Below are 16,428 nucleotides of genomic sequence, written 5' to 3'. Positions count from 1 at the left end.
GTATAAACAAGGGTGTCCCAGCAGCTATCGCATAGCTGTTGAGACACCCTTGTTTGGTGAAGCAGTAGCTTCGTCTTTTCTAATATTAGTGTTCTAGGATTGAGGATTTACGTTTTGACACAGCACGGATAATAAACGCAGAAGCTAAAAGAAGGATTGTGGCAGTGGCAAGGACAACAATAAATGACTTATCAAAAGCTGATTGTGCGGCTTCAACGAGCGCAGATCCAGCAGCAGTAGGCATATTTTCTGCGGCTAGAAGAGCTTCGTCAAGGCTGTCGCGAACGATCGGCGGGACTGTTAGTTCATCAGGGAGAACTAATGATGCTGTATAGATGAATGACGAAAGACTGCCCAGAAGTGTAATACTTAGGGCGCTGCCGAGTTCGAACGATACTTCCTCTATAGATGCGGCCATGCCAGCTTTTTCGACGGGGACATTTAGCATGATTGAATTTGAGGCGGCAGTCATGGCTCCCCCAAGACCTGCACCCAGAATCATTAAGGCTGCGAATTGTAACAATATATTTCCGTCATGGAAGAGTAGAAGGGTGTCCATTCCTATACCTGACACTAACAGACAGACCCACTGTACTTTTATTTTGTCCACTCGATGCAACACAAGTCCGATGAGTATCCCTGAGATGAAGGACGCTATCGAAGTGAATACAACGTACAAGCCTGCTTCCAACGGTGTATATCCAAGAACAAGCTGGAGCCGTTGAGTCACGATCAATTCCATTCCAATAAGTGCGAAACAAGACAATAGAGCTGTAGCCACTCCAGTAGTAAAGTGGGAGTCTCTAAATAGTGCAAAATCTATTAATGGATTCTGGCTCTTACGTTGATGGCGCATAAATATGATCATAGCTACGACACCAATCACGGCAGATAACACAGCGATGGAAATTGAACCTTCACGTCTGCTGATCTCCTTAACTGCATAAACAAGGGCAACCAGACCAATCATAATTTGAACGGAACCAATGAAATCCCATTTCTTATTCTTATTCCCTTTAAGGTTTGGGATTAGTAAGATGGCCAAGATCAGTGCAAGAATAACTATAGGAATATTGATGAGGAACACCGATCCCCACCAGAAATGTTCCAGTAAAAAACCACCAACGAGTGGACCCATTCCTGCTCCCACAGAGGAGACAGATGCCCAAATACCTACGGCTAGTGAACGCTCACGCTCATCCGAAAAGGTAGTTCGAATAATGGAGAGTGTTGCGGGCATCATCATGGCTGCACCAATAGCTAGTAGGGTACGCGCAGCAATAAGCACGAGAGGTGTCGGCGCGTAGGCGGCGATTAATGAAGCCAACCCAAAGATAGTAAGTCCCATAACGAAGAGTTTTTTATGCCCAAGACGATCGCCTAGTGTGCCAAGACCGAGTAATAATCCTGCCATTACAAGTGGATAAATATTTACGATCCATAGTTTTTCCGATGCAGAAGCAGCAAGATCATGCGTAAGTCGTGGTAGAACCGAATAAAGTACGGTCATGTCGATGACGATCATAAAGAGTGCGCTGGACACAATCGCCAGCACGATCCAGCGTTGAAATTTAGATAGATTTGATGAAAACATGGGTAATCCTCCTAAGATGATAGTAGCTAATAACGTTACCTTGACAAGGTAATGGTGTTCCGTTATTGTACTTTGAGGTATAGGGTAACCCGATAGTCAAGAGGAGTGATCTGAATGTCTATTGATTATGATCAATACTTTACGACGAGTGAGTTCGCAAAGGTATGTGGGGTAACGAAGCATACGTTATTCCATTATGATGAAATTGGTATATTAAAACCGGAGATCGTGAAGGAAAACGGATATCGTTATTATTCCTATAAGCAGTTTTATACCTTCGATATTATTGCCGTACTAAAAGGGACAGGAACGCCGTTGAATGAGATCAAAGAATATATACAAGATCAAAACACATTGCATTTTTTATCCATGCTTAAGCAAAAACAGCTGCAGTTGGTTGATGAACAAAAAAAGTTAGAGCGAATGCAGAGGCTTTTACAAGGGGCTATAGATAATACGAATCGTGCGCTCTACGTTGATTGTGGAGAACCCTGGGTCGAGGAATGTGATGAAGAGTATTTTATTGCGGTTAGACTCTCGAAGGAGAAGGGTGAGAAGGATCATGTACGAAAAGTATATCGAATCTTCGATTATTGCGATGAACATCATCTTGAATATGACTTTCCGATAGGTTCGATTATTTGTAAAAGCAGTTTGGAAGAAGGTGACTATGACCCGGATTATTATTGTAATAAAATCAATGAAAAGCATAACGGTGAATTACTTTATATTAAGCCAAAGGGTAAATATTTGATCATGAATCACAAGGGATCTTATGAAACCTTACCTGCGTCCTATGAGAAGCTAAAGTCTTATATTGCTGAAAATGATTTACACATAACCGGAAACGCTTATGAGTATGAATTGCTTAGTTATTTAGCTGTAGGGGATCCGGATAAGTATGTTATTCAAATTGCGATCCAAACCTTTTGAGGTTTAGAGCATTGGATTGACTTTAAAATTGGCTTACAAATTGACACGCTTGGGATTCCAAGCGTTTTTTTTATGGATACCTGATGGCTTGAGCATTAGCCAGATGCGACATTTTTATTATCTATATTGATTGACAATGATAATCATTATTATTAATGTGTAAACAGGCGTGAATCCTTATGCTCACCTTACCGATGCCAATGCCTCTGAGCTGGTGCACTATGATTGAGTTTTGTTGATGATTATCCATAGAAGAGACTACTATTGAAATGAGGTATGCATTGTGAAAATAGATGTTAATCAATTAGCAGAGCATTTTGCACACACTCCTTTCCAAGTAGAAGGAGTATATCGATATGCTGAAAATCCAGGTGTGCCTTACGCTGACTATACAGATTCTTTTCCTGGATTTGTGTTTCCACTTACAGGAAAGATTAAATTTAAATTTAATGGCACGCCTTATATCTTTTCGCCTGGAAAAGTTGTGCATGGGGGTGCAAAAATGAAATTAGATCAAAAAATGTTAGGTAGAACCAATTGGGAATATATTCTTGTTCAATATCGGATATGTAACTCAGAACTAAAAGAGTCAAGCTTTTCTCATCAGCATTTTGAATTATTAACAGGTCAATCTCCTCGTCTTATTGAATTAATTATGCGTCTTTGGCATGTGTATAATCAGCGTGGAGGCATTTCGATGTTTCAGACTGAAATGCTGTTTCGCGAAGTGCTGAATGAGGCCTTATTATGTGTTATTAATAGGGAAGATAGCTGTGAATCACATACTTTATTCGAGCGGGTATCTAATTATATTCATCAAAACTATTATCAAAGTCTTACAATAGCTTCGCTTGCAGAACAAAATAACGTTAATCGAAATCGACTTTCTTACGTATTTAGAACACATGCCGGTATGGGACCAGCAGAATATTTATTAAAATATCGTATAAATATAGCGCAAGAAATGCTATTTACAAGTGATGCGCCTGTACAACAAATTGCGCAAACCGTTGGAATGGCTGACCCCTTTTATTTTAGTAGAGTGTTCAAAAAACAATGTGGCATTTCACCTACCGAATATCGAGAGAAGTTCATCAATAATCCATTGTAAATTCAACCTGCATCCATTCTTATCTAAAAAGTACTTTACTATAATAATGGTTAAGCAAAGAAACCATTATGTTGGAGGAATTTCGTATGAAAAAGATTAGAGGACTGCTAGTCGCAACACTATTATTAGCAGGTATACTAGCGGGTTGTACTGAAACACCTGCTGAAAATAAAGAATCAACTAAAGAAGGCGTATCTTCAACAGCAGTTAATGTAGATGCAGCTGATTGGCCAAGAACATTTAAGGATGCCTTAGGTAAAGAAATTGTTATCGAGAAAAAACCGGAAAAAATAGCCTCGCTATGGTATTTTTATCCTGAAATATTAGTTGCATTAGGTGAGCCACCTGTTGCATCTACAGAAAAAGATTATCTATCTTCTTTATCTTATTTAAAAGGAAAGCTGGATTCAGCTGAAGAACTAGGAGATAAAGTGTCTCCTAGCATTGAGAAAATTCTATCTATTAATCCTGATTATATTTTAGCAACAGAGCATCATGAAGCAGTGTATGATTCACTAGATAAAATTGCACCAGTCATTACATTAAAATACAAGGACATCTATGAAGATTGGCAATATGGACTCCGTACAGTAGCCATGATTATTGGAAAAGAAGACGAAGCGGAAAAAGTAATTGATAAAATGATGAAAGATATTACAACTGGGCGTGAAACATTAAAGTCGATGGAAAGAGAGACAGTATCGCTTATATTGTCTTGGGATGGAAAAACTTTTAATGTTCTAGGTGAAGGGAATCCGGTCTATAAACTTGCTTTTGATAAAGAAAAGGGACTGGGGCTTACACCGGATGATACATATACAGGTAATAATAATGAGTTTACTTCGTTTGAAGGAATATCAACTGTTCAAGCAGACCATATTTTCCTTATAGGTGACATTACAAAAAAGGAGGAATTAATGAATAACTTAAAACAAAGTAATGTGTGGAATGCTATGAATGCCGTAAAGAAAGGCAATGTCTATTTAATGGATAATTCCGCTATTACTGGTGGACCATTAGCTATTGATTACGCTTTACAAAATATATTATCAGCCTTGCTTAAGCTCTAATAAGTTGAGGAAAATAAGGAGTGATTACTATCCATTATCAAGCTATTAATCTGAAAGATAAGTTATCTAAATTTAACGACCTTTGGTCTCCGAAAGTCATTGGTGAAATGAATGACTATCAATTTAAACTTATTAAGATCACTGGGGATTTTGAATGGCATGTTCATCAAAATACCGATAAGGTATTTTTCACGCTCGAAGGGGAGATGATCATTGATTTTCGTGATGGTCAGGTTAAAATCTCCAAGGGTGAGATGTTTATTCTCCCAAAGGGAGTCGAGATGAAGCCTTCCGCCGAAAAGGAATGCCATATCATGTTGGTGGAGCCTAGAAGCGTAGTAAACACTGGCGGTACTGAGTCCGAATTAACAGCAGCCAATGATACTTGGATCTAGTTAAGGCTTTCCTCCGCTATTCCCTTAAGGTTTCTGCAAATTGACATAACACCAAATGGTGTTATAATAAAAATGAAACCAGAAGGTGTTACATTAAAATGAATTTTGGAGGAAATTTATGCAAACTCAAGGACCACTACAAGATATTCGTCAAACAATTACACTCAATGCGCCCATTGAAAAAGTATGGAAAGCTGTTTCCACTGCTGAAGGAATAGCTGCCTGGTGGATGCCAAGTACATTCGAGCCAGTGGTAGGTCATGAGTTCATTCTACATGCTGGACAATTCGGGGATTCCCCATGTAAAGTTACCGAGATTGATGAGCCGAACCGTGTTGGTTTTAATTGGGGGAAGGATTGGCATCTTGCCTTTGAATTGAAAGAAATTGATGGGAAGACGGAGTTCACCGTGATTCACTCTGGATGGGACCCTGAAAAGGTAACTGAATTTGGTCAACCGCATCCAATCGTTCGTGGCTTTATGAACGGCGGCTGGGAGAAAATCGTCCAAGAAAAACTTCCTGCTTATATCGAGGTTTAAGATGCCAGTCGCTGAATCTGGACATGATGTATTTCAAGCGATAGCAGATCCTACCCGCCGCAGTCTGCTAAAGCTGCTTGCTAATAAGGAAATGTCCATAGCATCCATCTCGGACTGCTACCCGATCAGCCGAACCGCTGTTAACAAGCATTTACAAGTATTGTCCGATGCGCAGCTTGTTAGCAGTCAGAAAGTCGGTCGGGAGACTCGGTACAAGCTTCAGCCAGAGCCTCTACTGGAGCTTCAAGATTGGCTTACCTTTTTTGAACAATACTGGGCTAATAAACTGTTTGCGCTTAAAGAATATGTTGAAGCAGATCATAACAATGAATGATAAACCGAGAGGCGTGAGATCGCGCTTCTCGTTTTTTTTGATGCATTGTGCAAAAATATTTAAATGAAACAGATATAATGGATTCGTATATACATATGAACTGCTATTTGCTCATTTTGAGGCATTTGGGGCGAGTTGCGGACTAGAGAGACTTTAATCATCATTATCAGGGGCAATATTGTGTACTTTCAGTCCGATAAAGCTCCATGGAGTCCGTTAGCATTCCAGATGAACATAAGGACAAGGCAGAAGCATTTTTGAAAGAATAAACGGCGTAGCATTGAGCTACACCGTTATTTCTGCATTTACAGGATAGCTTTCAACGGAAAGCATATCTCATTTATAAACTCAGTTTAAACCTTCGTTTAAATTCAGTTTATAAAAGGGAGTTAGCATCACAATACAAACTAAAACGTTGGAGGAATTGTAATGGTTAATGAACGCAAAAAAATAATTGAGCCTAACCCTGGAGATTGGGCCGTCGAGGCGCGTGGACTGGTCAAAACCTTTGGTGACAATCGCGCGGTGGATGGGGTGGATTTGAACGTGAAAGCAGGTACGATCTATGGCGTACTTGGTCCGAATGGGGCAGGAAAGACTACCGTCATTCGGATGCTGGCAACCTTACTTCGTCCCGATGCAGGTACTGGGCGTATCTTCGGGCATGATGTGGTGAAGGAGTCGCAGATTGTTAGGCAATTAATTGGTGTGACAGGACAATATGCCTCAGTCGATGAGTCATTAAGTGCTACAGAGAATCTTATTATCTTCTCTCGGCTATTAGGGCTTGGGCGCGCAGAGTCGCGGAAAAAAGCAACAGAATTACTGGAAGAGTTTGGTCTGACTGAGGCGGCTAAACGGCCTCTTCGAAATTTTTCTGGCGGTATGCGTCGCCGTCTGGATTTGGCAGCTAGCCTTATTGCACAACCACCTTTAATTTTCCTGGATGAACCGACTACAGGGCTTGATCCTCGCACTCGTTCACAGATGTGGGATACCATTCGTCGATTGGTGAATACGGGATCAACAGTTCTTTTAACGACGCAGTACCTTGAAGAAGCAGATCAACTTGCAGACCGGGTGGCAGTTATTGACCGTGGGCAAGTCGTCGCCGAGGGCACTGTGGATGAGCTGAAATCATCCGTGGGTACCACATCTTTACTATTGAAGGTCCGAGAGCTAAAGGATTTTAAACAAGCTCGTCAGCTTGTAGAACATGTTCTGCATGTCCAATCCAATGTGTCTTCGTTGGAGGAAGGGCAGATTTCTGCACCGATGGCGAACGCGGATTTAGTGACTGACCTACTTATTGCTCTGCGCGAAGCAGGCATTCCACTTGCAGAGGTGAGTGTGCAGAAACCAACACTTGATGAAGTATTCTTAACAATCACGGGTCAGGGTGTAACAGATAACGCTTCAAATGCGTCTGGGCAGTCAAACAAGAAGGAGGCAGTAAGAGTATGAGTACAAGAACTTCTGCAATAAACTCAGGAACTACAAGACAATTGAAAAACCATACGAGTCTCAGACAGAGTATACGAAATTCATTCACAATGGCGTATAGAGGTATACTAAAAATACGGCGAACACCTGAGCAATTATTCGATGTTACGCTTCAGCCTATTATTTTTACTCTGATGTTTACCTATATTTTTGGTGGAGCCATCTCTGGTGACATTGCTAGCTATTTGCCTGTTATCATTCCTGGTATTCTCGTTCAGACCGTAATTACTACTTCGATCGTTACTGGAGTTCAATTACGTGAGGATATGGATAAAGGTGTGTTTGACCGATTTAAATCACTGCCAATTGCAAGGATAGCTCCGTTAGCAGGTGCTCTATTAGCAGATACGATTCGGTATACGATAGCGACTGTGCTCACTTTCACCATGGGTTATATTATGGGATTACGGCCCGAGGGAGGGCTGGGGCATGTTGCTGTAGCGGCACTTCTTGTTATTGTCTGTGCTTGGTCGATTAGCTGGATCTTTGCTTTCTTTGGTGTCATTGCAAGAACAGCCTCAAGTGTACAAGGGATCTCGATGATTGTGCTGTTCCCGCTTACGTTTCTGTCTAACGCATTCGTACCGGTAGATACAATGCCTAGCTGGCTTCAATGGTTTGTTAAAGTCAATCCGATCTCACATTTGGTGACCGCGGTGCGGGAGCTTACTAACAATGGTACCGTAGGCTGGGATTTCGTAATCTCTTTGATCGGAGCAGCTGTCATCGTTGCGATTTTTGCACCAATTACAGTTCGTGCTTATATGCGCCGGACATAATATGAAATGAAAAAACGGCAGAAATGCCGTTTTTTTGTATTAGCCGCAAAAAAGCTTCTTTTTTAATTATCGCTTCTAAAGAACGTATGGATTAAATTGGATACTGATCTATCATACAATGTTTTAGCAGCTTCCTCATTTTGAATATGTCCCCCCAAATGCAGATGAATGACGCCATGCAACGATGCCCACACCAGATTCACAACAAGGAGGGGATCTTTCTCCTCAATAAACCCTTGTTCGATGGCTTCTGTAATAAGGGCTATTACTTGTTGAAGTGCCGTGAAGATAGCATGTAAACTTTCTTCCTCCGGTTTGAACTCGCTAAAAGCCCCTCCAAACATAACCATATAATAGCTGGTATGATTCCGTGAGAAATCCCAATAAGCTTGTCCAAGATCGCGAAGATATAAATTTAGATTGTCTTGTTTTGGAACCGCTTGAAAGGCAGCGGCCAACAATTTACACCCTTGCAGAAAAAGCTCCTTCGCTAAACCTTCCTTGTTTCCAAACAAGTTATAAATGATTTTTGTGGGACATTCCATTTTTTCAGCAACCTTGCGAATGGTTACACCTTCAGGTCCGGATTCATGCATAATGGCCGCAGCGGCTTCGATAATATTCAGTCTTAATATTTCTGCATGCTGTAGTTTTGCTTTTGGGTAGGTTGTAACGGATTGAGCATCTATAGAAGATATTTTGGACGATTTTTGCATGTAGTTTCACTTCCTTAGAACTTTACTTTAGCTTTTTCAAATAGCCGTTATTTCTAAACCTTATTTTACTGATGTAGAAGAGAAATAGCCAATATTTAAATGTAGAATTTTATTTGACAACGCAACCTCACTTGGATACAATGATTCATATTGAAACACTGTTTCTAGATGGTCATTAAAGGGAGAGATGATAGCAATGATTACAATTCAAAATAAATGGACGTTGATTACAGGTGCTTCTTCAGGAATAGGTGAAGCGTTTGCTCGAGAACTTGCAGCCAAAGGAAGTCATTTGATATTAGTCGCCCGTTCCGAAGATAAATTGATTGCTTTAGCGGAAAAATTACAAAGAGAATTTCATATTCAAGCGGAGGTTATCGTTGCTGATTTATCGCAAGAAGGTTCTCCTAGCAGGCTCTATCAACAATGTATGGAACGTGGTCTGAACGTTGATATTCTGATTAATAATGCAGGTTTTGCTACGTATGGGCTTTTTGAACAACTGTCTGGTCCAAGACAACATGAAGAGGTGATGCTAAATGTTTTGGCGGTTGTAGATCTGACCCATTTATTTTTGCCAGGTATGTTAAAAAGAAAAAGTGGTGTGATTATAAACGTTGCTTCAACAGCAGCATTTCAACCTCTTCCCAATATGGCTGTATATGGAGCGACAAAAGCTTTTGTATTATCATTTACACAAGCGCTATGGGAGGAAAATCGGAAACGGGGAGTACAATTTCTTGCGTTATGTCCGGGGTCTACGGAAACAGAATTTTTTAATGTTGTGGGAGCCGATGAAGCTTCAGTAGGGAAGCGAGATACTCCAGAAAATGTGGTTCAAGTGGCTCTTCGGTCGCTTCAGGCAAAAAAAATATTTGTTGTCCCAGGATTTTCAAACTATATTTCAGCTCAAATGTCACGTTTTTTCACACGTAAACAAATGCTTTATTTAGTTGGACGTATGCTCCGTACTAGAAATTAATAAGTCAACATTTTGCTTCGATGATGTAAAATAAAGAGCCGTTATCTATGGATTACTCCATGATAGCGGCTTTTTTCAAAAGTTAATTACCTAACTCCGAATTTTAACCCTACTTCTTCATGTCCTTCGATGGTACTATGATATAAAAATAGAATGATGCATATAGAAAGGACGACAGTATGAGAAACTATCTAATTTTGGGGGCAAGTAAAGGTTTGGGAGATGCATTTGTGAAAGGTTTACCTGAGTATGGTGATCGAGTGTGGATCGTCTCCAGAAGCAGACCGGGCAGTCTGGATCTTAATGATGGCATACAGCGGGTATGGATTGCAGTAGATCTATCGCAGCCAGATGCCGCACAAGTCTTATCAAAGGGAATTCAAACGGAGAAGATTGATGTTTTAGTTTATAACGTGGGTATTTGGGAGAAAGAAGGTTTTGAGGATCACTATACTTTTGACAAGGATGAGACGAGTGACATTGCCAACATTATTAATGTGAATATAACTTCAACAATTACCTGCATACAGGCTGTACTGCCTAATCTTCGCCAATCGGAAGCAGGAAAAATTATTCTAATTGGCTCCACAGCAGGACTGGATCATACCAATAACGCCCAGGTATCATTTGTAGCTTCCAAGTTCGGTCTGCGTGGCATTACACATGCATTACGTGAGCATGTTCGTAAGGATGGCATTGCAGTAACTTGTGTAAATCCGGGTGAGCTGGCAGCAGAAATTCCTTATGAGGATGGCGCAGAAAAAGCGATTGCAGAATATAGCGGCACAAGAATTCCTGTTCAGGACATTGTCTCCATTGTGAAATGTATCGTTAACCTCTCTAGCGCTTCCTGTGTCAAAGAAATTCATATTCCAGCAATGGCGGATTTGAATGCATAATAAATCTCATTTATCCGTTAAGATTTCATTAAGATTCAATATGAAGATAAACCATATAATTGGATTATAGAAAGGTTATCAAAAAAATGCTACATAAGCGCGCCGACTAGCACGACGTATTATTAGGTTGTAGTAAAAAGTGAATATATAAGGCTGTCTACCAGTAGAATCTTACTAGTAAACGGCCTATTTCTGTTGGGATTTAATAGAGAGTCGGGTGGGTTTTATTAAAAGAAGACTTATAAATTCCCAACTTTTTTTGGACATATATTGGGCTAACGAGAATATAACTATACAATAAAACACTTGTTGAAGAAGAGGAAAATACATTAACGGTTAGGAGAAATGAACGATGGAATTCGAACTAGGCAGCATTTTGAAACTAGTGAAACGTAGGCTGCTGTTCATCATTGTATTATGTATTGTTGCGGTCGGAATTGCTAGCTTCGTTAGCTACTATGTCTTGAAACCGAAATACGAGGCGACGGCTTCTATTCTTATTCAAGGGGATAGGCAACAGAAAGCAATCAATGACATTATGGCTGGGCAAAAACTAGTAACCACTTACGGAGAAATTATCCGAAGCAGTAGAATCGCTGAAGAGGTCGTTAGAAGACTGCAATTAAACATGACCCCTGAAAAACTATTAGAAAAAGTGAAAACAAGAACAAGTAGCGAGTCACTCGTGACGACGGTAATTGTATCGGATTCTAATGCTCAGCGGGCAACGAATATCGCGAATGGCTTTGGTGAGGCCTTTAATGAGAACATCCAAGCGATTATGGGGGTAGAGAATGTTGTGCTTCTTGACCGAGCCAAGGTTCCTTTCGAGGCGATCTCACCCAAGCCAGTATTCAATATGGTCGTTGCTTTCGGACTTGCATTGATTGCTGGGATCGCATTTTCCATTCTACGGGAATTGGCGGAGAAACCTGTGAAAAGCGCCAAGAATATTCAGTTGGATTTGCAGCTTCCTCTTCTGGGAACGGTGGGAAAATTGAAGCCGCGGAAACGGCGGGAGAAGACGAAATCTAATTCAGTAGAAGGAGCCAGCAGACATGAAGAAGAAAACGCCAAGATTGTATTGCCTGGAACAACCGAAATCATCTAATGGTGACCAATTCCGAACGATACGATCTAATATTCGTTATACCCGAGTTGGTGGAGAAATTCGATCTTTATTAGTTACAAGTTCACTTCCGAATGAAGGTAAATCAACAGTGGCGATGAACTTGGCCATAGCGATGGCAGAAACGGGAAGAACTGTGCTGCTGATCGATGGGGATTTGCGTACACCAACGGTGCATAAGGCATTCGATCTACCCAATTGGATCGGATTAAGTAGTATCCTAGTGGATCAAACCCGTGTGGATGATTGTATTTTCCCTATTGAGGGATCAGAAGGACTTTCTGTAATGACATCGGGTCCGATCTCCCCAAATCCAGCCGACTTACTAGGATCAACAGGAATGAAAAGGTTATTTGCAGAGCTTAGTGAGAGATTTGATACGATTGTCATCGATTCTTCTTCGGTGTTAATGCCTTTTTCGGATGCCCTTATCTTGGCAAAGATGACCGAAGGGGTACTGTTAGTCGTAAAATCCGGGAAAGTGCTCTTAAAGCATACCAACTCTGCAAAACAGATCCTTGAGCAGCAAGGAGCACATATTTTGGGAGCGGTTTTGAATTATCGAAAAAGTAGCAAACGTTACAAGATTCGCGGTGAAGATTTTGCCGATTGGGCCTCAACTTCAGGGTTGGTCTAACGCATTATGACACTTGCTTCTCTTCGTTATTTATTCGGAAATATCACATACGCTGGCGCTCAATTCGTGATTGTAATTTTGCTTAATAAATTTGGCTCATCCGAAATCGTTGGGCAATATTCGTTGGGGCTTGCGGTGACTGCTCCCATCTTCATGCTGTCGCATCTGCATCTGCGTTCGGTCTTGATCGTTGATACATCTGGAAAATATCTTTTTGGAGATTTTTTTGGCCTTCGTCTCGTGACAACCGCAGTTGCATTCACGGTTACAGCAGGTTGTTGCATCCTTAGTGGTGCTGATTGGAATACAGCTTTAGTCATATTTTTCATAGGATTGTATAGAATTGTTGAGTCGGTCAGCGATATTTTATTGGGTATCGTTCAGAAGCAGGAAAGGCTAGATCAAATCTCTTTCTCGAGAGCTGCTAAAGGATTGTTCTCCATACTTGTCTTCGCCCTCGTATTTATCCCTACTCAGAGTCTCATTCTAGCGTTATTAGTCATGATTATCGGATGGTTAGCAATAACCATTGGATATGATGCTCGCAAAGCGAGAATGCATACGTCGCTCAGGCCACTTTTTAACAAAAGACGATTATGGGGCTTGCTGCTCGTAAGCTCACCCCTTGGCGTGGTGCTGGCGTTGATGTCACTAAATACAAATATCCCACTATACGCGATTTCATATTTTAAAGGAGAACATGACTTAGGCATATACGCTACGCTCTCATACATGATCGTTGCCTGCAATGTTATTGTGACTGCACTCGGTGAAGCGATAACACCACGTCTTGCCCGTTGGCACGCTAGCGGACGACATAAGGAGTTCATCTCTTTACTCAGTCGAATGATTGCAATGGGTATAGGAATTAGTGCGATCGCTTGTTTGATCGGGTGGATCTTTGGTCATCAGCTACTAACTCTTCTATTCAGTCCAGATGTGGCTGCTGAGATAGGTTTATTTCATTGGTTGCTCGTTTCTACCCTATTGGTATTTGTAACGTCTTACCTGTGGTATGCCATAACGGCTACCGGGAAGTACAAAGCGCAGATTCCCTTGTTTCTGTGTTCCGTGATCACTAATGGGCTTTCTTGTCTAATATTCGTGCCTATTTTCGGGGTGATAGGTGCTGCGGTGGGGGCTAGCTTGGCCTTATTCGTTCAGATGATAGGTAGTGTGATCGTACTTTTCTTGGTAATCCGCCAGGCAAGGAAACAGGTACAACGGGAATTGGCCGCATAGAAGCAATTTCTCATAGGAAAGTAGGGGCTTGTATGACATCTGTACTCGTTGTAGGGAAACCCTACACCATGCGTAATTTATTTCTGTTTGCGGTTATGGGTTACATCATCTGCCTTCCGGCTCAAATTGATTTCGGCGGCGCATTTCGAATCGCACCCTCTGACCTTTTCTTAATGCTTGGTTTGTTTGCAGCAGGTTTACACCTCAAATTGGACCCGAGGCAGTTCAGTTCATGGCATTGGGGGATGTTGTTTATTTTCGTCCTTGCTTCATTTGTATCCATTTGGCGCAATGGATTCATTACGCAATACGCTCTATTGCAAAAAGATTTTGGGTTTATACTCCTACTGCTGACTTACATCATGCTTGTTCAGGCTGTAGACAGCTGGGATCGGTTATATAAAATGCTACGAGCTTTTTTGATCAGTGTGCTGATCTTCAATGGCGTCGCTTTGTTCGATTTTTTTAGTGGAGTAAAGGTTCCGTTTATGGTGCAAGACGGTCGCCTCTCCGGGATGCTAATTGATCCGAATGCATACGGCGGATTACTAGTTACGGCTTTTGCCATTCATATCATGACGAGTGGAGACGGGGTAAAGCTGCTTAGAGGATGGGTGAGTACGCTAGCGACGATCACCTTAGCCGGGGGCATAATAATGACTTTTTCGCGTTCGTCATGGATAGGATTGTTCCTTGTCCTGCTTACATTACTGCTGACTAATCCTTCTCGACTTCTCAAGATCGGTATGGGGTTTAGCGTCGCGTTTGGAGCATTGCTGTTGTATAAAGGTACAGCTTATCTGGATGTGCTTGGGAATATGGCCAGCAGACCCTCGCAGATTCAGTCGCGTCTAGACATCATTGGGAAGGCTGTGGAGTGGATCGCTCAAAGTCCATTATTAGGGATTGGACTCGGTAGCTATAACTATGAACTGCGGATTATTATCCATAATACTCCGATCTGGTTTATGACAGAATTTGGCTTGTTGGGCTTGATTGTGTACGGCGGATTCATGATCTGGTTCTTCATCGTTGGGATCCGTTCTTATCGCGCGGCAGATAGGGTGAACAGACCGATCATTATGGCATTATTGCTGTCTCACGCAGCGATGATTGGACTTTCGATGGGTATTGAAGCCTTATTCCAGCGGTATTGGTGGTTCATGATGGCTATGAACGCAGCTTGCATCCGATTAACGAATACGGGATGGAAAGGAGTGAAGCGATATCGAACCAAGGGCACTGAAAAGTCAACGGGTCGTAACCTACGACAACAAACAGAACAAGCGCAACAAGCGCAATAATAAGAGGTTCGGGAGCATACCTGCTGAAGACTGTGGGCCGGTAAGAGTTGCTTTTGTAGCCTCCATTTTTGGGCATTTTGAGAGTTTCCATCTACCTTACATGGCGTTATTGCAGCAAAAAGGTTGTGAAGTGCATGCTTACGCGCAGCCCGGGGAAGCGAGATTGCGATTAGAAGAGAAGGGGATCGTGTGCCATGATGTGCCCATTCAGCGTAGCCCTTTACAGATGCAGAACTGGGCAGCGCTAGGGATACTAACGGAAAGCTTCAAGGAGGAGGGGTTCCAGTTCATCCATGTACATACGCCAGTCGCTTCGATTCTCGGACGGATTGCGGCCCATAAAGCAGGTGTACCTTGCACATTGTATACAGCGCATGGTTTTCATTTTTTCAAGGGAGCTCCTTTTCTGAACTGGATGCTTTATTATCCGCTCGAGAGGTTAATGGCCCGCTGGACAGATGTGCTAATCACCATAAATAGAGAAGATTATGAACGTGCCCAGAAATTTTCTATACGGAAAAAGGTGACTTATGTGAGTGGTGTAGGACTTGATCTCCAGGTTTACGGCAGTGAACAGGATCATCCTGAAACTGCGTCGGAGAAGGCAGATAGGCGACGCCAACTGTTTGATCTGCCGAAGAGTGAGCATGATGAACCTCCCTTCGTCATCCTATGCGTTGCGGAATTGAACGCCAACAAGAACCAGAAGCAGTTGATCGAAGCGCTGGGTCAGTTGGGGTCTCAAGCAGGCAACATCCATCTGGCTTTTGCGGGTACAGGACCGTTCGAGCAGACTCTATTGGAACTTGCTAATCGGCTGGGTGTCAGCGATCGGGTGCATATGCTTGGGTACCGTAGAGATATTCCGGATCTACTCAGAGCATGTGATGTTGTAGCACTTGTGTCTTATCGCGAGGGGCTACCTCGGGCGATTATGGAGGCGATGGCAGTAGGAAAACCCGTTATAGGTACGCATATTCGGGGGATTCATGATTTGATCGAACATGAGTCAACAGGCATGTTGGTTCCTGTTGGTGATATTACCGCTACCGCTAAGGCTTTTACTCAATTACGAGATGATCCAGCATTAACTAGGGCAATGGGAGAAGCAAACAAGGAGAGGATCATTCGTTACGGGTTGCCTGCGGTGCTCCGTGAAATGGACTCGATCTATATAGAAGCGCTAAACAAGGAGGAAAGAAAGCGGGTTCCGTCTGAAATGCATGCCAGCCTATCGGGGGATTGAATATTCACTCTCA

The 16,428-nt window shown here is 42.1% G+C and carries 17 protein-coding genes; 15 read left to right on the top strand and 2 right to left on the bottom strand.

Going from position 1 to position 16,428, the window contains the following annotated elements; genetic code table 11:
- Positions 1-85: 85 nt before the first annotated feature.
- Positions 86-1,594, bottom strand: coding sequence for an MFS transporter (locus tag NST34_RS18830; protein ID WP_341128539.1), 1,509 nt, complete (start codon positions 1,592-1,594; stop codon positions 86-88).
- A 114-nt stretch (positions 1,595-1,708) separates the two neighbouring features.
- Here NST34_RS18830 and NST34_RS18825 point away from each other — a divergent pair, with 114 nt between their 5' ends.
- From NST34_RS18825 to NST34_RS18790, 8 genes are all read left to right on the top strand, one after another.
- Complete coding sequence (locus tag NST34_RS18825; protein WP_076300877.1) at positions 1,709-2,527, top strand: MerR family transcriptional regulator; 819 nt, start codon at positions 1,709-1,711, stop codon at positions 2,525-2,527.
- 283 nt (positions 2,528-2,810) lie between these two features.
- Entirely contained in the window at positions 2,811-3,638 is an 828-nt protein-coding gene (locus tag NST34_RS18820) for an AraC family transcriptional regulator (protein ID WP_341128538.1), read from the top strand.
- An 86-nt stretch (positions 3,639-3,724) separates the two neighbouring features.
- Complete coding sequence (locus tag NST34_RS18815; protein ID WP_341128537.1) at positions 3,725-4,708, top strand: iron-siderophore ABC transporter substrate-binding protein; 984 nt, start codon at positions 3,725-3,727, stop codon at positions 4,706-4,708.
- Between the two features lie 29 nt (positions 4,709-4,737).
- Positions 4,738-5,103 carry a cupin domain-containing protein gene (locus tag NST34_RS18810; RefSeq protein ID WP_341061150.1) on the top strand — a complete coding sequence of 122 codons (366 nt, stop codon included), beginning with the start codon at positions 4,738-4,740 and terminating at the stop codon, positions 5,101-5,103.
- 118 nt (positions 5,104-5,221) lie between these two features.
- On the top strand, positions 5,222-5,644 hold the full coding sequence (locus NST34_RS18805) for an SRPBCC family protein (protein WP_076286722.1): 423 nt from the start codon (positions 5,222-5,224) through the stop codon (positions 5,642-5,644).
- A 1-nt stretch (position 5,645) separates the two neighbouring features.
- Positions 5,646-5,978, top strand: a complete 333-nt coding sequence (locus NST34_RS18800) for an ArsR/SmtB family transcription factor (RefSeq protein WP_042128608.1) — start codon at positions 5,646-5,648, stop codon at positions 5,976-5,978.
- Between the two features lie 429 nt (positions 5,979-6,407).
- Positions 6,408-7,442, top strand: a complete 1,035-nt coding sequence (locus tag NST34_RS18795) for an ATP-binding cassette domain-containing protein (RefSeq protein ID WP_341061079.1) — start codon at positions 6,408-6,410, stop codon at positions 7,440-7,442.
- Positions 7,439-8,260, top strand: coding sequence for an ABC transporter permease (locus NST34_RS18790; protein ID WP_076300880.1), 822 nt, complete (start codon positions 7,439-7,441; stop codon positions 8,258-8,260). Before NST34_RS18795 ends, NST34_RS18790 begins: the two co-directional genes overlap by 4 nt.
- A gap of 62 nt (positions 8,261-8,322) precedes the next feature.
- Here the strand turns inward: NST34_RS18790 and NST34_RS18785 are convergent, their stop codons facing one another.
- A complete protein-coding gene (locus NST34_RS18785) occupies positions 8,323-8,976 on the bottom strand; it encodes a TetR/AcrR family transcriptional regulator (protein ID WP_076286725.1) in 654 nt (217 codons plus the stop codon).
- 196 nt (positions 8,977-9,172) lie between these two features.
- Between NST34_RS18785 and NST34_RS18780 the strand changes: the two genes are divergently transcribed.
- The 7 genes from NST34_RS18780 (at position 9,173) to NST34_RS18750 (ending at position 16,415) form a co-directional block, all read left to right on the top strand.
- Positions 9,173-9,958: an SDR family NAD(P)-dependent oxidoreductase gene (locus tag NST34_RS18780; protein ID WP_341128536.1), complete on the top strand. Its 786-nt coding sequence runs from the start codon at positions 9,173-9,175 to the stop codon at positions 9,956-9,958.
- Positions 9,959-10,137: 179 nt separating this feature from the next.
- Positions 10,138-10,857, top strand: a complete 720-nt coding sequence (locus tag NST34_RS18775) for an SDR family NAD(P)-dependent oxidoreductase (protein WP_076286727.1) — start codon at positions 10,138-10,140, stop codon at positions 10,855-10,857.
- Between the two features lie 352 nt (positions 10,858-11,209).
- The gene (locus NST34_RS18770) at positions 11,210-11,968 is read left to right on the top strand and encodes a YveK family protein (RefSeq protein WP_042189097.1); all 759 of its coding nucleotides are present in this window, start codon (positions 11,210-11,212) and stop codon (positions 11,966-11,968) included.
- Positions 11,916-12,623 (top strand): CpsD/CapB family tyrosine-protein kinase, encoded by a 708-nt coding sequence (locus NST34_RS18765; RefSeq protein ID WP_042189094.1) that lies wholly within the window; start codon positions 11,916-11,918, stop codon positions 12,621-12,623. Before NST34_RS18770 ends, NST34_RS18765 begins: the two co-directional genes overlap by 53 nt.
- A gap of 6 nt (positions 12,624-12,629) precedes the next feature.
- The gene (locus NST34_RS18760) at positions 12,630-13,865 is read left to right on the top strand and encodes an oligosaccharide flippase family protein (protein WP_341128535.1); all 1,236 of its coding nucleotides are present in this window, start codon (positions 12,630-12,632) and stop codon (positions 13,863-13,865) included.
- A gap of 32 nt (positions 13,866-13,897) precedes the next feature.
- The gene (locus tag NST34_RS18755; protein WP_076286729.1) at positions 13,898-15,169 is read left to right on the top strand and encodes an O-antigen ligase family protein; all 1,272 of its coding nucleotides are present in this window, start codon (positions 13,898-13,900) and stop codon (positions 15,167-15,169) included.
- Complete coding sequence (locus NST34_RS18750) at positions 15,093-16,415, top strand: glycosyltransferase family 4 protein (protein WP_341129569.1); 1,323 nt, start codon at positions 15,093-15,095, stop codon at positions 16,413-16,415. The genes NST34_RS18755 and NST34_RS18750 overlap by 77 nt, the downstream gene beginning before the upstream one ends.
- The last annotated feature ends 13 nt before the right edge of the window (positions 16,416-16,428 follow it).

This window comes from Paenibacillus sp. FSL H7-0714 (assembly GCF_038003765.1).
Classification (GTDB): domain Bacteria; phylum Bacillota; class Bacilli; order Paenibacillales; family Paenibacillaceae; genus Paenibacillus_AQ.
Note: the sequence above shows the minus strand (reverse complement) of the source record. Positions and strands in the feature narration are given on the sequence as shown.